This window comes from Bacillus cereus group sp. BfR-BA-01379 (genome assembly GCF_022663605.1).
Lineage (GTDB): Bacteria > Bacillota > Bacilli > Bacillales > Bacillaceae_G > Bacillus_A > Bacillus_A mobilis.
The window spans coordinates 74863-95042 of record NZ_JAKUFT010000002.1 but is presented as its reverse complement, the minus strand read 5'-3'; the positions used below and the strand labels follow the sequence as shown (position 1 = coordinate 95042).

Genomic DNA, 20180 nt, shown 5'->3' with positions numbered 1-20180 from the left:
TTACAGTTGCTCCCTTTTACTTTCTTATAACATATGATGCAATGTCATATAAGAACTTTTATTCTACGCTTGTTTCCAAAGTTACATCTGTATAAGTATGATCCTCACCTATATTTAAAATTACTTCACATTGACGTAATCTCAATTCAAAGAGCTTGATAGAATCATGGTAGACTTCAGGATTTGATTTCATTTTATGTAACATCTCTTGTTTTTCTTGTATTTCTAAATGAGTGTTTTCTACAGCTTGTTTCAAGGAGTTAAATGGATTCCTAAAGAATATATGAATATCCCTCTCTTGCGTGTTTTCAAATAACTCAAATTGCAAGAAAAACTTCTTCATAATAGAAGCCGTTACCTCGGTATAATCTTCATTTTCTACATACTGTTTGTATTTGTTATATAGCATAGTTTTGTTTTTAGGAAGAACTCCAAATAATTTACCGGCACTTTTCAGTAAAAATTGTGCTGGCGTAAATCGACGTAAAATATTTACTTCCTCCATTTGTATTCTAGTCGTCATTCTGTCCGTATCTCTACGCCAATCATCAAGCACTTTAAAATCACATGCTAACTGTATTCGATTTTCTCCAAATAAAGAATTGAGTCCTTCACTAAGTTCTTCTAGGTACGATTGACTCTGAAGGAGCTCATTATTAGAAGTTGCAATCCAATTTTGCATAGAAAGAGCAAGGTTAGGTAATACCGTTTGTTCTAGGTATTTATGCACTCTTTCATTCATTGCCTTATTTAGTTCCGTATCCATGTGCCCGAAATTACTTTCTTCACTAATTAAATCCGAACACCCTTGTAATATCTTCGGAATATTTTCAGTAAGATCATTCGTAATTTCAGTTTTCATTGTACGATATGATTGTGTAATAAAATGAATTTTTTCCTTCTCAAAAGCAGTAAGATTATTAATACTACCATTTAGTTTCACTAGCATATCTTCATTCCAATTAATCGCATCCACTAAATTACTTTCTTTCTCAACGCGTTTATCCAAAAGATATGTAATTGTTTTTCGAATGAAAAACAATAGCTTTTCAGTACGTTCTACATCGATATTTTTATGATTACAGTTAAAATGAATAAACTCCGTTAACTCATTTAATTGTTGACTACTTGTATATAGCGAAGAGTAAGGGAAAATTCTCGCATGCGGGAAATATGTGTTTATTCTCGCTTGCGTATCATATAATACTCTTTTCACTTCTGCTTCACTGTATATGTTATCGATTTTATTTAATAAGAAATGAATTTGTAAATTTGGTGTATGTTCTTGAATGCTTAATAGAATGTCACGTTCTTTGTCAGTAAAAGGTGAATCCGCATTTAATACGAATAGTAATTCGTCTACAGAATTTAAATATTCGAATATCTCATCCCTAGTATCGTTATTTCTATTAAAGCCAGGTGTAACTACAAATGTAAGTTTATTTTCACTTAAAAATCTGCATGGTAATTTAAATTCCACACATGCTCTATCTCTATATGTTTGATGATGTTGAGACATCATATTATGGTAATCAAAGACATCATCCGTTGTTGTAATTGCAGAGTCTGTTATAGCATTAATTTCTGTATGAGCATCATTTTTTAAAACTACTACATTTGAAATTGATTTTTCTACTATATTTTCTCCTACTATAGAGTTAATAAATGTAGTTTTTCCGTTCCCTGAAGTTCCTGTTACTAAAATGCGGTTTGTGCTTAAATCTGCGAGTTCGCCAACTAACCATCTAAATCGGTGACCCATTTCTATATTATGCTCTTGTGCCCACTCTGTAATAGATTCAAAAAGATGCAAACTATACTCTAAGCCATCCACATGATTAATAGAATATGACAACAGGTTTTCCGCATGTTTTATATTTGCTGAATCTATTTTAGAAGGAAAAATCTCATCCCATGCCAATACAGCTGCTGATGGAAATACAGCGTAAGATGGATTGACTACCTTTAACCAATTTGTTAACAAGTTTGGAATGATGTCGTGCAATTGTGTAAGCATATATTGACCTTGAATTAATTCAAAGTACGTTTCTTCGTAAAGAGAAGAAATTTTTTTCCATATATCGGACGAATGTATTTCAATATGTAAGAAAAATTCATTTATTGTATTAAGCCATACTAAGTAATTTTGTTCATTTTTATAACTATTCCAAAGTGATGAAACCATTTGCGTAAATTGTACTTGATCTACAGTATTTAACGTAACTAATACTTCATAGAAATAATCTGGTGAAATATGTTTAGTGAATCCTTTATCAATATATCCTTTTAAAACCTCAAACCACGGATAAGATTCTGTTCGAATTAACTCATTCACTGCAAGCTCTACTGCACTATCAAAATCTTGCTGCTCCTCATAAAAAGAACGGGCAATTTTTGTGACGTTCGGGTAATCGGGATTTAAAGAAACCGCTTCTTTAATAACAGAGAAAGCGGAATCAAAATTATTTTGCTCTATGTAAAGAGAAAGTAATTGTAATCCAATTTCGGTCATCAATATTTTATTATCAGTAGTAATAGAAGTATACACATTTTCAGCAACTGCTAATTGATTCAGTTCAAAATAAGCATCCGCAATATTTTTTTGTGCCCACGGTGCTAATTCATTACTAACTTTTTCCCATTTAAAAATAGCAGCTTCAAAATCTTGATGGCGATAATAAAACTCACCTTGTGCAAAACGAATATAAGATCCATCAGAAATCTCATTTCTTTCTTCGTTTACATAAACTTCCCCAAGTACGTCAAGAGGTGGCTTTGTTTCATTCTCCATTAGGAATGTTTCATAATACATCTTTTTTATTAATTGTTTTTCTACTCTCATCTTTTCCCCCACTATATCTTGAAAATACACTTTTAAGATATGTCAATACTTTTTGTATGTATGCTTTTTATCTTAACAAAGAATATCTTTTGGAAAATTTCATTTTCCTTTCATTTTTCGAGTAAGATTGAATTTTTATGAGAAAAGTTTCAGTTTTTTTTCAATTCCCTTTCAGTTTTGAAACAGCATTAAATGTTCCTAATAACCTAATAACACTATAATCTCCCGCATTATATTATCAAGAAAAACCTATATAATCCATATTATAAAAACAATCTATAACGAATATATATGCAATATCCCCTTCACTAACAATGTGAAATATTTCAGTAAGTACGGAATTAAATTCCATTAACCTCTATAAATAACTAGTCCAAAAAAAATCTATATGCATATCATGTTATAGTAAAGAATTCAGGAAATCCTAAAAGGAGGCATTTTCATGTTTGAAGATAAATCTAAAATAAACTACCCATATGAATTTACTGAAACTACAACAATCCCGCTAAAAAATCCCATCAATAAAACATACAAAAACGGCTCTGGTACACATACTTTCCCAATAAAAAAACACTATAAAGAACAGGTGTTATATACGGAAAAAATTAATAATAATAAAAACAAATAGCCTTATAACAATTAATCAAATAAGAATCTATATTAGACCTTGCATAGTTATAGATAATATATAAATCTTTCTTATACAATTCATGTACTTTTAAAAAGTGCTGATATACAGCGCTTTTTTATACATAGATAATAGAAGAACAAAAAAGATATGGATATTTTCCACACCTTTTTTTGTTCTTTACTATTTATAAATAAAGTACGTCCATGTTTATTTTACCTAATAGCACTATGATGAGCCTTCTAGAAGAAATAAAAGCTAGTTTAATGAAAAATAAGTTTCTTAGCGTCTTCAGAGATATTCAAGATAATACTATTCGAATACATTAGGCAATAAATTCCACTATCACTGCGCCTTAGCCAATGCTTCTACCAGCAAAGTTTTACTCGTTGGAGTCATTGAAGAAAGGAGTAGATCTATCGTGAATCACAAAGTTAAAGAAGTACCCAAGAATTATATAGTCATTATTGCTCTATTATATATATTTAAAAATTTACTAAACGTTGTTTCAAAGCAACTTAGTTTTCATAAAATATTTTTTGTTTCCGCTGGAATGGATAGGATTTAATCTCATCTGTATCTAAATTTTCATGAAATAAATGAATGGCTATAATTTGTCTACAATCGTAGGTATGATAATAATATGTTCCAGACTCCATACACATTACGCTTGTATAAATGGTATTATCTAATGCACCCTCTTCTGTTATTACTCCGCCTTTAGGAACCTCGCAATTTGATAAAATATGAAATAGGGCCGATACTCCCTCTTCTTCACCATCTATACCTTGAATGTTTTGTTTACCATATGCTGCTCGTACAAACCTTGATGGCGGGGTGAAATCCCCTGGAAGTCCCATTGAGCCTGAGCCCTGACCAAAAGCACTTAATGGTAAGTTACTCCACTCAGTTGGCGCGAATGGTTGCGATTTAAGGCCAATATATTGTCTTAAATTTTGCAAATGCCAATTAAACTCCGGACTATTCGTCATCACTCCTAGTGGGTTATCATACATTTTTAAACCTTCATTTGTCGGCTCCAGTACAATACAATCTCCCCATTTATCTGCTAAAATCCAATGTAGTGGTGGTGTAAGTCCTAAATCCGGTAATGGTATATCCAAAAAGGTAAGGCTATCTACAGATTCCTTTAACTCTTTGACAGAATTGAATTGCGTGAGACTCCAAGTCACAAAATCAAATGGAGCCAAATTTGTATTGTTGTCATCTATGCTTTGACTATAAGTAGCGAATCCTGGAAAATAGAGTGTTGCACATGTCATACCTGCTTCATTTACTCCGTCCGCCATAATGATTCTTCCTTGATGATTAATACCCATTCCGACCGTAGCATGTTTCGTATTAATGATTTCACCAGTTATATTATTCCACTGGTAATGTCGAGGAATGATTATTACTTCTTGATTCATATCTAATGTGAAGTCCATCGTTCTTGCAAAAAGGTGCTGACCGTTTTTTGTCTGTAATGTCAAACTAGTACACATAAAGAACACCCCATTTTATGGTTTTATCTACACTTTACATAATTCTGATAAATCTGTAAATTAAAAACCTCTTTCTTTACAAAAAAATTGAGAAAGCACATATAAATTGCAAATAGGTTGAGGTTATCTCTAGTTGATAAATGAATTATATATAGTTGCAAAAGAATCATATTAAAAAGGAGCGACTTGTTACTATCGCTCCTTTTTATTTCTCTCTATATTTTATTAAAATAACCAAGAATCATTTTTTCTCTATGACAATATCCCTACATAACCCTCTTAAACATCTTCTCCAGCTCATAAGTAGAATGATGCACAAGAATTGGTCTTCCGTGCGGGCATGTGTATGGGTTTGTTGTTGTACGTAGTTCTTCCAGTAAAGCAAATATTTGATCGTTCGTTAAGTATTGATTTGCTTTAATGGACGCTTTACAGCTCATCATGATGGCTGCTTCTTCACGTAATTTTTTAATATCAACTTTTTTTAGTTTGACGACTTGTTCCATCATTTCGTCGATAATTTCTGTCTCTTGTCCTTTTGGGAACCACGTTGGATGTGAACGGACGATAAAGGATTGATGACCGAATTGCTCTAAGAACAGTCCAACTTTTTTCAGTTCTTCTAGTTGCTCTTCGACACGTAAAAATTCAGTAAGAGATAAATCGATACGGTATGGTACAAGTAGCTCTTGTACTTCTTGCGCTACTCTTCCTACTTTATCACGGAAGTATTCATAATTAATACGTTCCTGCGCAGCATGTTGGTCAATCATATATAAGCCTTTATCATTTTGAGCGAAAATATATGTTCCATGCATTTGTCCAATTGGATAAAGCGGTGGTAAGTCATTACCGTTCATTTCAATCTCTTCTATTTCCTGAACTTCCTCTTCCAATTCCTCTAATTCAAAGTCTTCATCGTTACTGTTCCACGATTTCTCTTCTCGAATTGGTTCTTCCATTATCGGTTTAGTAGATGGCTGCCAACTTTGTTCTTCTCTTACGAGCGACTGTGGTGGTTGCCATTCTTTCTTCGGCGGTTGCCACAGTTGTGCTGGCTGTTTCACTGCCAGTGGTTCTTCTCGTTTTTCATCCATGCCCGTCGGTAAAATGATGTCCGGCATAGATGGCTCTTTCGGCTTCGCATGCTCAAACTGGAACTGTCCTTGCACACTTTCATCTTTTTCTTTTTTCTTCGTTGTTACACCTGCATCTGGGATAAGCTGTATTTTTTTAAATGCTGCTTGCAATGTTTCTTCGATAAGTTTTAGCAATTCTTGTTCTTTACTAAAACGAACTTCTAATTTCGCAGGATGTACGTTAACGTCAACAAGCATTGGATCCATTTCAATCGATAAGAAGCCGATTGGATATCGCCCGACTGGCAATAATGTATGGTATCCTTGCTGAATAGCTTTCATTAATACGAAATTTCGAACATAGCGACCATTTACGATCGTTGACATATAATTTCGAGATGCTCTCGTTACTTCTGGTAATGTTACATAACCTTTAATTGTGAAATCTAAAGATTCAGCTTCAATTGGAATAAGCTTCTTCGCAACTTGAATGCTGTAAATCGATGCAAGTACTTGCCTTACATCACTGTTTCCTGATGTGTGAAGCAATTTCTTTTCATTATGAAATAGCTTTAACGATACTTCTGGATGTGACATTGCGATACGATACACAATATCTGTAATATTCCCAAGCTCTGTATGAATGGTTTTCATATATTTAAGACGCGCTGGTGTATTAAAGAATAAGTTTTGTACTGTAATATCTGTTCCTTTTCGGCTCGCTGTTTTCTCCTGCTTTATAATGTCTCCACCTTTAATAATAAGATGCGTACCAGGCGCATCACCTGTACTAGTGATTAATTCTAATTCACTAACTGAGGCAATACTCGGCAATGCCTCACCACGGAAACCGAGTGTTCTAATGCGAAACAGATCGTTCTCATCTTTAATTTTGCTCGTTGCATGTCGTTCAAAAGCTACAATACAATCTTCTTCTGCAATGCCATCCCCATTATCAATGATGCGAATTTTTGATAAACCGGCTTCTTCTAAGTGGATTTCAATAGATGTACTATTCGCATCGATAGAATTTTCCACAAGTTCTTTTACGACTGAGGCAGGGCGCTCTACTACTTCCCCTGCCGCAATTAAGTTAGAGAGTTGGTCATCGAGTTTGCGAATTTTCCCCATCTACTTACTCATCCTTTCTTTAACTTTTTCTGCAAGCGATACAGTTCGTTCATCGCTTCTAAAGGTGTCATATCAAGTAAATCAATTTTTTTAATTTGCGTAAGTACTGCCGTTTCTTTTGCATCTAAAACTGGCTTGTCTTGTTTTTTCGAAGACTGTTCTCCACCAAAGAATGATAGTTGCGATTCTTCTTCAGTCTCTACCTTCGTTTCTTCGATTTCTACTGGTTCTTCTTTTACAACTACAGGCTCTGGAATTACTTCTTGCTCTTGCGCTTTCACTTCTACACGCTTTGGAATAATAATTTCTTCTTGTCCTTCTAGTTGTGCTAACACTTCTTTCGCACGAGCGATTAAGCTATCTGGGAGCTCCGCAAGTTGCGCAACGTGAATTCCGTAACTTTTATCTGCTGCTCCATCTTGAATTTTATGAAGGAATACTACTTTTCCGTTCTCTTCAATAGCTGAAACGTGTACATTCTTCAGTTGATCTAAACTTTCTTCTAGCACCGTCAATTCATGATAATGCGTAGAGAATAACGTTTTTGCCCCGATTTGGTCATGAATATGTTCAATGATTGCTTGTGCAAGTGCCATACCATCATACGTAGATGTACCTCGTCCAATTTCATCAAATAAAATTAAACTTCTTTCTGATGCATTTGCAATTGCATTTTTCGCTTCTAACATTTCAACCATAAATGTACTTTGACCTGAAATTAAATCATCCGCTGCACCAATTCTCGTAAAGATTTGATCGAATACAGGTAATACTGCTTCTGTTGCTGGTACGAAACAACCAATTTGTGACATAACAGTTACAAGTGCTAATTGTCTCATATACGTACTTTTACCAGACATGTTCGGTCCTGTAATTAAAAAGACATCCATCTTCTCCGGCATAATACAATCATTCGGTACATACAATTTCCCGTTCAATACTTTTTCAACGACAGGATGACGACCATCTTTAATAAAGATTTCGCGCTTAGTTGTTAAAACAGGTTTTACAAACTGTTCTTCTTCACTAACTGTCGCAAAACTTTGCAGTACGTCTAGTTCACTAATTACTTTCGCTAAATGCTGTAATTTCGGAATGAATACTTTGACTTCTTCGCGAAGCGCTGTAAATAAATCGTATTCCAATTGTACAATTTTTTCTTCTGCTTCTAAGATTAACGTTTCTTTTTCTTTCAGCTCATCTGTTATGAAACGTTCAGCATTAGCAAGCGTTTGTTTACGCTCATAGCGGCCTTCTGGTAATGCTGCAAGGTTCGCTTTCGTTACTTCAATGTAATAACCGAAAATACGATTGTACCCGATTTTTAACGATTTAACTCCTGTAATATCACGCTCTCGTTTTTCAAGCTCGGCGATCCACGTTTTTCCGTTTTTACTAACGTAACGATATTGATCCAGCTTGTCATTATAGCCGTCTTTAATAATATCTCCATCTTTAATAGAAAGCGGTGGGTTTTCTTGAATACTTCTTCCTAGTAATTCAGTTAAGCTCTCACATGGATCTGCACCTTGAATTAACCTTGCTGCATACGCATTATCTAACAAACTAATCGCTTCTAAAATAGCTGGTACTTGAAGTAAAGATCGTCTTAACTGTAATAAGTCCCGTGCATTCACATTACCAAATGCAACTTTCCCTGCTAGACGTTCTAAATCATATACTTCTTTTAATTTTTCTTTTAAATCTTCACGTAAGAAGTAATCATTTACAAATGTTTCAACCATTTCTAAACGCTCTTCCACTTTTTCTTTCTGAATAAGTGGACGTTCCATCCACTGTTTTAACATACGACCACCCATAGCTGTTTTCGTTTTATCTAATAGCCATAATAATGATCCTGTTTTTTCTTTCGTTCGAAGTGTTTCTGTCAGTTCTAAATTTCGCTTTGAATGCACATCAATTTTCATAAACTGGTTTGTATAATAAATTTCCACTGGTTGTAAATGGTCTAACGAACGTTTTTGCGTTCTTATTACATAGTTAAGTAAGCGACCAATTGCTTTAATTAACTTTGCTTGTGAAACATTTTTCACAAGATGTTCTAATCCCTCTGGAATCGTTGTTGCATCTTCATACGAAATCGTCATTTTTAATGTTTCAGTTAATTTATTTAATTCATCTTTCGAAAATGTAGAATCTACAACAATTTCTTTTGAACCAGTTGCATACACTTCTAATAAAATATCTTCTACTGAACCTGTTAACAACGTTACTGTATTTTGTCCAGTCGTTAAATCATTACAAGCTAACGCATACGATCCATCTTCAAAATGTGTTAATGCTGCTAAGAAGTTATTTTCTTTCTCATCAATCGTACGCCCTTCCATCATCGTTCCTGGCGTAATGAGTTGTACGACTTCACGGCGCACTACACCTTTAGCTGTTTTTGGATCTTCCACTTGCTCACAAACCGCTACTTTATAGCCTTTTTCAACAAGTTGTTCAATATAATTTTTAGCCGCATGATGCGGTACACCGCACATCGGTATACGATCACTACTACCACCATCTCGGCTCGTTAATGTAATTTCAAGTTCATGAGCTGCTTTAACCGCATCTTCAAAGAACATTTCATAAAAATCACCTAATCGGAAAAATAAAAAGGCATCTTGATAGTCTGCCTTAACCTTTAAATATTGCTGTATCATAGGCGTATATTGCGTCATACTTATCCTCCATAATTCTTACATAATAATCTATATTCATATATGTCACATTTCACGGACATCCATATCTCCTATTTCAGGAGTCTTTCTTCATTATAGCACATTTCATAAGGAATCATGGTCATTCAAGCACTACTTATGTAAAGTAAAAAGCTAGGAAGAACTTCTCCCTAGCTTTCTATTACTCTTCTTCTGCATCAACGATAAAGTTCGGATCTAATTCTTCAAACTCATCATCATCGATTTGGAAATCTTCGTCTGATTCTACACAACCTTCAGGATTTACACTTACACAAATTTTCGTTTCTCCAACTACTTCTGTTACAAATTCACGTTCTACAGTCACAACAATTTTATTACCATTTGGTGATACAAGAGCTTCTAAACAATTTGGTGGCTGAATGACACGAGCAATAATTTCTAAATCATCACCAGAAAAGTTTTTATCACGATACCCAATACTCACTTCATCAGTGTAGTTCACACGTTCTGTTACAACTTCTGTCTTTGTATTACCATCAAACGAATACCAAGTGTTCACATCATAGAAACCTTCAATTTCCACATGCTTTCCATTCTTTCTTGCTTCGTACGAGTGGTTAATTACCCAGCACCCTAAAATACTTGTTGGCTCATTATTCGATTCACATGTATGCGTTGACTTTGTATACTTACGTCCTTTTCCAACCACTGCTTTTGTAATAATCTCTCTAAATTCGGACATTCGTAACCCTCCTCAATCACTATTCACTTAATCATATGCGTGACAATAGCGGAATGTGTCATTCTTTTTTCGAGAAGAACTTACGTTTAACCCACTAAAAAAAGAGATGTCAATTCGACATCTCTTTAACAACCACAATTTCCTTTTTTACTTTCTACCTCTGCGCCCGTTTCACCCTTCAATACATCGCCATTCGTTGAAATTAATATTTCATCTGTTACGTTGTTAGAAATCGTACTGGCAACTAGCTGTAGTAAGTCATTTACATATGTTTGTGAAGATTTAAATTCTTGTACAACTGGGATACTATCCAACTTATCCTGCAATGCATCAATTTCAGCTTCTACTTTTTTCAAAGCTTCCCATTTCCCGTAATGCTGCAAGTTTACTGCTTGCTTTTGCAGTGCTTTAATTTCATCAATTGCGCGCTTTACATTTTCATTTTTATGAATTTGCGCCTCTGCTTTCTTAAAGAAATCAACTTCTTCTGTTTCAGAAATCATTTTTGCTAATTCTTTCGCTTGCTCAACAATATCATCTTTCGTATATACTTTCATCTATTATTCCACCTCAATCGGCTCTTCAACTAATTCTCCGTTAAGAGACCAAGTTTTCGCATCCGTTACTTTTACTTTCACAAGCTGACCAATTAAAGATTTTGACGCAACGAAGTTTACAAGTTTATTCGTACGAGTATAACCTGCAAGTACTTCCGCGTTATTTTTACTTTCCCCATCAACTAACACTTCTACAATCTGACCTTTATAACGATCATTCTTTTCAATTGCCAATTTATTTACTAATGTATTTAAGCGTTGCAGACGTTCTTTCTTCACTTCCATCGGTACATTATCTTTCATTTTTGCAGCTGGTGTACCTTCGCGCGGAGAATAAATAAAGGTAAAGGCAGTATCAAATCCTACTTCACGATATAACGACATCGTTTCTTCAAATTGCTCATCTGTTTCATTTGGGAAACCGACGATAATATCAGTCGTTAATACCGCGTTTGGAATTGCTTCTTTAATTTTTCTTACAAGCTCTAAATAATGCTCACGTGAATATTTACGCGCCATAATTTTTAGCATATCTGTGCTTCCAGATTGAACCGGTAAGTGAATATGTTCTACTAAGTTCCCACCTTTTCCAAGCACTTCAATTAAGTGATCATCGAAATCGCGTGGATGACTCGTTGTAAAACGAATACGGGCAATATCAACTTTACGAAGTTCGTCCATTAAATCGCCAAGTCCGTATTCAAAATCTTCAAAGTCTTTACCATATGCATTTACGTTCTGTCCAAGTAATGTAATTTCTTTATAACCATTCGCAGCTAAATGGCGGATTTCTTGGATAATGTCTTCTGGACGTCTGCTTCGCTCTTTTCCACGTGTATACGGCACAATACAATATGTACAGAACTTATCACAGCCATACATAATATTTACCCAAGCTTTAATATCGCCACGGCGTACTTTCGGAAGGTTTTCAATTACATCCCCTTCTTTTGACCAAACTTCAACTACCGTCTCCTTCGAGAACATTGCATCCTTTAGAATGTACGGTAATCTATGAATATTATGCGTTCCAAACACCATATCTACATGCTGATTTTTTTGCATAATTTTATTTACAACAGATTCTTCTTGCGACATACAACCACATACACCAATTAAAAGGTCCGGATTTCTTCTTTTTAATGACTTTAAATGACCTAGTTCACCGAACACTTTATTTTCAGCATTTTCACGAATGGCACAAGTATTTAATAACACTACATCTGCATCTTCAGTTGAAAAGGTTGGTTCATATCCAAGTGCAGTGAAAATACCTGCCATTACTTCCGTATCATGCTCATTCATTTGACAACCATATGTACGAATATAGAACTTTCTTCCTGTACCAAAATTGCGAAACTCTTCAGGTAAGCCAAAATCCCGTTCAATTTTAACTTCTTCTTTCCCTCGTTTTTTCGCGTCTTTTAAGGAAGGTGGTTGGTATACACTTTCAAAGTATTTACTATAATCTTTCTCTTCTTTTTTCGTAGAGGAATTTGCTTGTTGACTTGCTAATCGTTGTTGCTCGTTCATCGGTAATCTCCTTTCACCCTTAACTATACACATTCTATAGTCCATTTTAATGCGCTTTGACTCACCTCAAAAATGGTTAGATAGCTTGAGAGATAACTTGTCCTTTGAAACTTGAGTAATCAATCTAATCATTCATAAGAATGAAGTCTTCCCCACACACAAATAGACATTCCCTTTTAACATTTCTTTTTGTCCTACCCAAAAGCATATTGCTTTATCTTTATAAACATTACCATAGTATGAAGCGTTTCGCCAATTTTAACAAGAAAGATGCTCTGTTTGGATCTTACATTTTATAAGCAATGAACTCACCATTTTCATACAACGATTTACATATTATTTTACCATTCTGAATTTTCTAAGTAAATAAGACTATCCTATATTTTCTCATAAAAAAGGTTGCCACATGGCAACCTCCTCTTCTTATATTACATAAATTCAGCAACAAGTTCATCAAACATTTTCTGATCCATATTTAAATCAGCTTGCACTAAAGGCTTCTCACTATAGCCTTTTACAAGTTCTTGGTATGAAGGTTGCGCTGTATTTTGATAAATTAAACCTGTTACTAATCCGTTATTTTCCATTAATGTTTGCATAGCCATCATGCGATTAGACGGATCATATCCCTCTACTGTACTTAGTTTTGTTAAATTCTCTTTAAACCAATCGTAAGTATTTACTTTATTGTAAGTAACACATGGGCTGTATACGTTAATTAATGAAAAACCTTTATGGTTAATACCAGCTTCAATAATTTGTGTTAATTCTTTTAAATCACTTGAAAAGCTTTGCGCCACAAACGTCGCACCAGCTGTTAAAGCCATTTCCATAACATTTAATGATGGCTCAATTGAACCTTGTGGTGTGCTCTTCGTTTTAAATCCAGCTTCACTACGTGGTGAAGTTTGCCCTTTTGTTAATCCGTAAATTTGGTTATCCATTACGATATACGTAATGTCGATATTACGACGAATAGAATGGATTGTATGTCCCATACCAATCGCAAAACCATCACCATCGCCACCTGATGCGATAACTGTTAAATCACGATTTGCCATTTTTACACCTTGTGCAATTGGAAGGGCACGACCATGAATACTATGCACACCATATGAATTAATATAACCTGAAATACGACCTGAACAGCCGATACCAGAAATAACAGCAAGTTCATCTGGATTTAAGCCAACGTTAGCTGCCGCACGTTGAATTGCAGCTTGCACCGAGAAGTCTCCGCAACCTGGGCACCAGTTTGGTTTTACACTGTTACGAAAGTCCTTAAATGTTGCCATTTAATACAACCCCTTTTTTGCATTCGTTGTAAATCTCTTTCGGCAAGAATGGGTTCCCATCATATTTTAAAAGACTAGAAATTTTCTCACCGTTACCAAGATTCATTTTCATAATGTTAGCAAGCTGACCTGTTGCGTTGTTTTCTACCACTACAACACGCTTCGCACTTTTCACAAGTGGATCGATTTCAGCTGTTGGGAACGGGTGAATTAAACGCACATGAGCATGGTTTACTTTCATACCCTCTTGTTCTAAGCGCTCCATTGCTTCTTCGATCGCACCACGAGTTGAGTTAAATCCAACAAGCAATACGTCTGCTTCTTCATGCTTAACATTTTTATAAACAGGGGTATTAAACTTCAAGTTCTCCATTTTACGGAAACGTTTGTCCATTTGATCTTTACGGTTTATTGCTGATTCAGATGGTTTACCAGTTTCATCATGTTCTACACCTGTAACATGGTGGACACCATTTTTCATACCAGGTAAAACACGTGGTGAAACGCCATCTTCTGTTACTTCATAACGCTTGAAGTATGCTTTATTTTCACGTTCTGGTAATTCCGCTTCTAAATCAAGCTTACCGCGACGAATTTCCACTTTATCTAACGTAAGCGGTTCTACCGTTTGTTTTCCTAAAGAAAGCTGTAAATCCGTTAAGAAAATAACAGGAACTTGATATTCTTCAGCTAGGTTAAATGCTTCTACAATATCATAGAACGCTTCTTCCACTGTACTTGGCGCCATTACGATTTTTGGAATCTCACCGTGCGTACCGTAAATCATCGCCATTAAATCAGACTGCTCTTGTTTCGTTGGTAATCCTGTACTTGGACCACCACGTTGTGTATCAACAATTACTAATGGTGTTTCTGTAATACCCGCTAAACCAATCGCTTCCATCATTAAAGATAGACCCGGACCAGCAGATGCAGTTAATGTACGAACACCAGCATAGTTTGCACCGATTGCCATTGTACAAGCTGCGATTTCATCCTCAGTTTGGATTACTGTCCCGCCAACTTTTGGCAATTTTTTAATTAAGTATTCCATAATTTCAGATGCGGGTGTAATTGGATATGCAGACATAAAGCGAGCACCACCAGCTACCGCACCAAATGCGATTGCATCGTTTCCAATCATAAACATACGTTTCTTACCATCAGCTTTTTCAAGCTGCATCATGTTTACTTTTTCACCTAGCAATTCTTTCATATATTGAGAGCCGCGCTTAATTGCGTCCATATTCTTTTGAACAACTTGCTCTCCTTTACGACCAAAGATCTCTTCAACAACATCTAGATAAGCTGTTTCATCTAATCCTAATACCGCACTTGATGCCCCAACAGCAACCATGTTTTTCATTAATGATGTGCCTAATTCTGAAGCAATATCTGTAAACGGTATCACATATAGATTTACATCTGTATTATCAGGTATTGTCGGATTAAATTTCGCATCCGCAACTACAATTCCACCTGGACGTAGTTCGTGGAAGTTAAAATCAATAGTTTCTTGATCAAAAGCAATTAAAATATCTAAATCATCTGAGATCGCGCGTACTTCTGTTGTACTTACACGAATTTTATTATTTGTATGGCCGCCTTTAATACGTGATGAGAAGTGGCGGTAACCGTATAGGTAATACCCTAATCGGTTTAATGCAATACAGAAGATTTCTCCTGTACTTTCAATTCCTTCACCTTGTTGGCCTCCAACTTTCCACGAAAGTTGACTAATCATCTCCTACACCCCTTTTGGCTGCATTCATTGTAGTGTATTTTTTTACAGTAATAGTTTAGCATTTTTTATACAAATAAACTACAACGGACGCAAATTATGCCTCTTCTGATTTCCCTGAATCTTTAGTATAAAGCTATTTTGTTTTTCATTCTAGTATTAGGTCTTAAAAAAAGCAATAATATCAAATGAATTAATTCTAATTTTTCTGGATTTTTAAAACCAAAATCTTAAAAGCTTATATGTTCCACAAAATTATCATATAAAAATCGCTCTACAGTAGATGCTGCATAGTGTTTACAAAGCTCATTCATTACATTTTCGTATTCTCTATACGCTGATACATGTACAACTGTTTCTAAAATTCCATCAAAATCCGAACCAAATCCTATATTGTTCTCTCCACCTAATGAACAAATATATTCGATATGGTTTACTATATCCGCTATATTCGCTTGTTTTTCACTTGTTAGAAACTGTGGTACAAAAGTAACACCAATCATGCTATTTCGCTTTATAAGAGCTCTAAGTTGTTCATCGTTTAAATTACGCGGGTGCTGACAAAGTTTCATACAATTTGAATGGGAGGCAATAGGATTTTTTGCAATTTCTATCACATCCCAAAAGCTTCTTTCATTCAGATGAGACACATCAGTCCATACATGTAACGTATTAAGTTCTTGTACAACATGTTTACCAAAGGTCGTTAAACCCGCCCCACGTGTCTCTAGCGCACCATCAGCTAATAAATTGGCATAATTCCATGTTAGTCCAAAAGAACGTACTCCTAGACGATAAAACAACCGTAATTTCATTGCATCTTTTCCAATTGCTTCGCATCCTTCTAGTGTTAATATCGCTCCAATCTCGTCCTGTTTTAACATGTTAATATCATCTTTTGTCTGAATAAACTTCACACCCGGTAATGATAGAATTTCATTATAAAAAATATCGACCATTTGTAATGCCACTTCAAAGCGTTTTTCATATAGCACCGTTTCTGGCACATATATAGCAAAACATTGTATACTCCCTTTTCTTTTCTTTAATTGTTCAAATGTAATATGTAATTGCGGATTGTTTTTAAAATCCTTTTTCCCTTGTGCACTCCATAACTGAAAGAGTACATCACAATGAGCATCAAAGATTTTCATTTCCATTCCTCCATTATAAAAACAACCTGTTTGCATACTGCAAACAGGTTGTTTAAACTTAACGAGGTTCTACAATTAATTTTATTGCTGTACGCTCTTCCCCATCAATCATAATATCTGTGAACGCTGGGATACAAATCAGGTCCAAACCACTAGGCGCTACAAATCCTCTTGCAATTGCTACTGCCTTTACCGCTTGGTTCAATGCACCTGCACCAATGGCTTGAATTTCTGCTGTTCCGCGTTCGCGAATAACACCTGCAAGTGCACCAGCTACAGAATTAGGGACCGACGTTGCTTTAACTTTTAATATTTCCATTCCGCGTTTCCTCCTCGTTTCTATAAAAAGTATTAGCAATTATTTCACTTTAACTTATATTCACGAGGAATGACGCGTATTCCTGCTAAATTTCTGTAATTTTTCTAAAAAATTAAAAAATAATAACTTTTCTAAATTATGCCCAGGAATTACTCAAAAAATGGTTGATCATCATTAATTAAGATACGCTGAATTTTCTTAGCTTTTCCTGTATTAGGATCCACATCAACTAGCACTGCACTTAATTGTGTTCTACCACTTGTCACTTCAAATCGTACTGGTAAGTTTGTTAAAAACTTCTTCAATACTGCTTCACGATCCATACCTAAAATCCCATCGTAAGGACCTGTCATACCAACATCTGTGATATATGCCGTTCCGCTTGGTAAAATACGATTATCTGCTGTAGGAACATGTGTATGTGTACCTACTACTGCTGTAGCACGACCATCTACATACCAACCTAACGCTTGTTTTTCACTTGTAGTTTCCGCATGGAAATCAATAAAGATAATATTCGTACGTTTTTTTGCAATGTTTATTAATTCATCCACTTTACGGAATGGGCAATCAATTGGAGGAAGGAATGTACGTCCTTGTAAGTTAATAACTGCAACCTCTGTTCCATTACAGTTCACAAAGATAAGTCCTTTTCCTGGAGTTCCTTCTGGGAAGTTAGCTGGTCTCGCAAGATATTTTGCATCATCAATAAATTCAAATACTTCACGGTTATCCCAAGCGTGGTTTCCAAGTGTAACCGCTTGTGCCCCGCATTCTAAAAAGTTTCGATATATTTTTTCCGTAATTCCACGTCCACCTGCTGCATTTTCTCCATTAATAATGGTTACTGTAGGTGTATATTTTTTCTTTAATGCCGGTACGTATTGTTGAATCATACCTCTACCAGGAGATCCTACTACATCCCCAACAAATAATATTCTCATATGTCTTACCCTTCCTATGTACTACATTTTTTATTACTATAGCTTCAAGTGATCCCCTTACAATATATGTATGATAAGTTTGTTTCACTTGTATACTAATTTCCTTTATTTTAACCAATTCCAACACAAAAAAATAAAGTGGCGTTTCACCACTTTATTTTGCGTATTCCACTGCACGTGTTTCACGAATAACAGTTACTTTAATATGTCCTGGGTAATCCAGTTCATTTTCAATACGTTTTCGAATATCACGAGCTAAACGATGAGCTTCTAAATCATCAATTGTATCTGGTTTTACCAGAATACGAACTTCTCGTCCTGCTTGAATTGCGAAAGATTTTTCTACGCCTTCATAAGACTCTGAAATTTCTTCTAACTTTTCAAGACGACGAATATAGTTCTCAAGCGTTTCACTACGAGCTCCAGGTCTTGCAGCTGATAATGCATCTGCTGCTGCAACTAAAACTGCAATGATAGAAGTTGGTTCTGTGTCCCCATGGTGAGATGCAATACTGTTTATAACTACAGGATGCTCTTTATACTTCGTTGCGAGTTCGACACCAATTTCAACGTGGCTACCTTCTACTTCATGGTCAATCGCTTTACCGATATCATGTAATAGACCAGCACGTCTTGCTAGTTTTTCATCCTCACCAAGCTCTGCTGCCATAAGTCCAGTTAAATATGCAACTTCCATAGAGTGTTTTAAGACGTTTTGTCCGTAACTTGTACGGTATTTTAAACGACCTAAAATCTTAATTAAATCTGGATGTAAACCGTGAACACCCACTTCAAACGTTGTTTGCTCTCCGACTTCGCGAATATACTCGTCCACTTCACGTCTTGATTTTTCGACCATTTCTTCAATACGTGCTGGGTGAATACGTCCGTCCTGTACTAGTTTATCAAGAGCGATACGAGCTGTTTCACGACGAATTGGATCAAATCCAGAAAGGATAACCGCTTCTGGTGTATCATCGATAATTAGGTCAATACCTGTTAACGTCTCTAACGTACGAATATTTCGACCTTCACGTCCGATAATACGTCCCTTCATTTCGTCATTTGGAAGATTTACAACCGAAACGGTTGTTTCAGCAACATGATCAGCTGCACATCTTTGCATTGCAAGAGATAAGATTTCTTTTGCTTTCTTATCCGCTTCTTCTTTCGCACGAACTTCACTTTCTTTTACCATTACGGCAATTTCATGAGAAACTTCACTTTCTACTTTACCAAGAATAATTGCTTTCGCTTGTTCGCGTGTCAGATTGGAAATGCGCTCTAATTCTGTTTGTTGCTTTTGAACTAACTCTCCCACTTTGCTTTCCAACTCTTCAATCTGTTGTTGTCTCGCTACAAGAGAATCCTCTTTCTTTTCTAACTGTAGCTCGCGTTTATCGAGCGTTTCGTCTTTACGATCAAGGTTCTCTTCTTTTTGCATTAAACGATTTTCTTGTTTTTGTAATTCGCTTCTACGGTCACGAATTTCTAATTCAGCTTCTGTACGAAGTGTATGAATTTCATCCTTTGCTTCTAAAAGCGCTTCTTTCTTAAGTGCTTCAGCCTCACGATTCGCTTCGTCTATAATACGTTTCGCTTCATTAGCTGCACCATTAATCTTCGCTTCAGCAATAGACTTTCGAACAAAAAAGCCAACAACTGCACCGACTGTTGCAAGCAAAATGGAGATGAGTATCCAAACTGTAGTACTACTCATGATTTCACCTCCCCTTGCTATGAATGAAAAAAGACTGTCGGCATGTACATTGAATACCAACATACAGCAAAGACCGTCGCCCCACTTTTTTAAGGGACTTTCTTCATTTCACAATTAAAATGTCATATTATTATTTCGGCAAGATTTAAGTCTTACTCCGAATATTACTTCTCTTCTTGAGAAGAGTGTTTCGTATATAAGAAAAAATATACATTCTCATTGTATCTATCGCAATTTTCATTGTCAAGCGTTGTCTACTTTTACTTTCTTTACCTTCAGCCCTAATTCATATATGAATTTAAAAAGCAGACAGCATATTAT

The 20180-nt window shown here is 35.4% G+C and carries 14 protein-coding genes; 1 reads left to right on the top strand and 13 read right to left on the bottom strand.

The genetic code is table 11. From position 1 onward, the window contains the following. Positions 1-58 precede the first annotated feature (58 nt). Entirely contained in the window at positions 59-2842 is a 2784-nt protein-coding gene (locus MR113_RS01400) for a dynamin family protein (protein WP_242250715.1), read from the bottom strand. Positions 2843-3284: 442 nt separating this feature from the next. On the opposite strand from MR113_RS01400, the gene MR113_RS01395 reads away from it, so the two are divergent. Then, a complete protein-coding gene (locus MR113_RS01395; RefSeq protein WP_000461131.1) occupies positions 3285-3470 on the top strand; it encodes a hypothetical protein in 186 nt (61 codons plus the stop codon). Positions 3471-3988: 518 nt separating this feature from the next. On the opposite strand, the gene MR113_RS01390 is transcribed toward MR113_RS01395, so the two are convergent. From MR113_RS01390 to rny, 12 genes are all read right to left on the bottom strand, one after another. Next, the gene (locus MR113_RS01390) at positions 3989-4975 is read right to left on the bottom strand and encodes a choloylglycine hydrolase family protein (RefSeq protein WP_242250714.1); all 987 of its coding nucleotides are present in this window, start codon (positions 4973-4975) and stop codon (positions 3989-3991) included. 266 nt (positions 4976-5241) lie between these two features. Then, on the bottom strand, positions 5242-7185 hold the full coding sequence (gene mutL / locus MR113_RS01385; protein ID WP_242250713.1) for a DNA mismatch repair endonuclease MutL: 1944 nt from the start codon (positions 7183-7185) through the stop codon (positions 5242-5244). A gap of 8 nt (positions 7186-7193) precedes the next feature. Further along, on the bottom strand, positions 7194-9872 hold the full coding sequence (gene mutS, locus MR113_RS01380) for a DNA mismatch repair protein MutS (RefSeq protein ID WP_242250712.1): 2679 nt from the start codon (positions 9870-9872) through the stop codon (positions 7194-7196). A gap of 181 nt (positions 9873-10053) precedes the next feature. Beyond that, positions 10054-10596 carry an outer spore coat protein CotE gene (gene cotE, locus MR113_RS01375; RefSeq protein WP_001288800.1) on the bottom strand — a complete coding sequence of 181 codons (543 nt, stop codon included), beginning with the start codon at positions 10594-10596 and terminating at the stop codon, positions 10054-10056. Positions 10597-10721: 125 nt separating this feature from the next. Continuing rightward, positions 10722-11153 (bottom strand): YlbF/YmcA family competence regulator, encoded by a 432-nt coding sequence (locus MR113_RS01370; RefSeq protein ID WP_000870464.1) that lies wholly within the window; start codon positions 11151-11153, stop codon positions 10722-10724. A gap of 3 nt (positions 11154-11156) precedes the next feature. Further along, positions 11157-12686 carry a tRNA (N6-isopentenyl adenosine(37)-C2)-methylthiotransferase MiaB gene (miaB, locus tag MR113_RS01365; RefSeq protein WP_242250711.1) on the bottom strand — a complete coding sequence of 510 codons (1530 nt, stop codon included), beginning with the start codon at positions 12684-12686 and terminating at the stop codon, positions 11157-11159. 428 nt (positions 12687-13114) lie between these two features. After that, complete coding sequence (locus MR113_RS01360) at positions 13115-13981, bottom strand: 2-oxoacid:ferredoxin oxidoreductase subunit beta (protein WP_000190158.1); 867 nt, start codon at positions 13979-13981, stop codon at positions 13115-13117. Beyond that, the gene (locus tag MR113_RS01355; RefSeq protein WP_242250710.1) at positions 13968-15725 is read right to left on the bottom strand and encodes a 2-oxoacid:acceptor oxidoreductase subunit alpha; all 1758 of its coding nucleotides are present in this window, start codon (positions 15723-15725) and stop codon (positions 13968-13970) included. Before MR113_RS01355 ends, MR113_RS01360 begins: the two co-directional genes overlap by 14 nt. A 227-nt stretch (positions 15726-15952) precedes the next feature. Continuing rightward, positions 15953-16876, bottom strand: a complete 924-nt coding sequence (locus MR113_RS01350) for a dipeptidase (RefSeq protein WP_242250709.1) — start codon at positions 16874-16876, stop codon at positions 15953-15955. A 58-nt stretch (positions 16877-16934) separates the two neighbouring features. Beyond that, a complete protein-coding gene (gene spoVS, locus MR113_RS01345; RefSeq protein WP_000404341.1) occupies positions 16935-17195 on the bottom strand; it encodes a stage V sporulation protein SpoVS in 261 nt (86 codons plus the stop codon). A 149-nt stretch (positions 17196-17344) separates the two neighbouring features. Then, complete coding sequence (locus MR113_RS01340) at positions 17345-18139, bottom strand: TIGR00282 family metallophosphoesterase (RefSeq protein WP_001221093.1); 795 nt, start codon at positions 18137-18139, stop codon at positions 17345-17347. Positions 18140-18293: 154 nt separating this feature from the next. Continuing rightward, a complete protein-coding gene (gene rny, locus MR113_RS01335; protein WP_016086643.1) occupies positions 18294-19859 on the bottom strand; it encodes a ribonuclease Y in 1566 nt (521 codons plus the stop codon). Between the last annotated feature and the right edge of the window lie 321 nt (positions 19860-20180).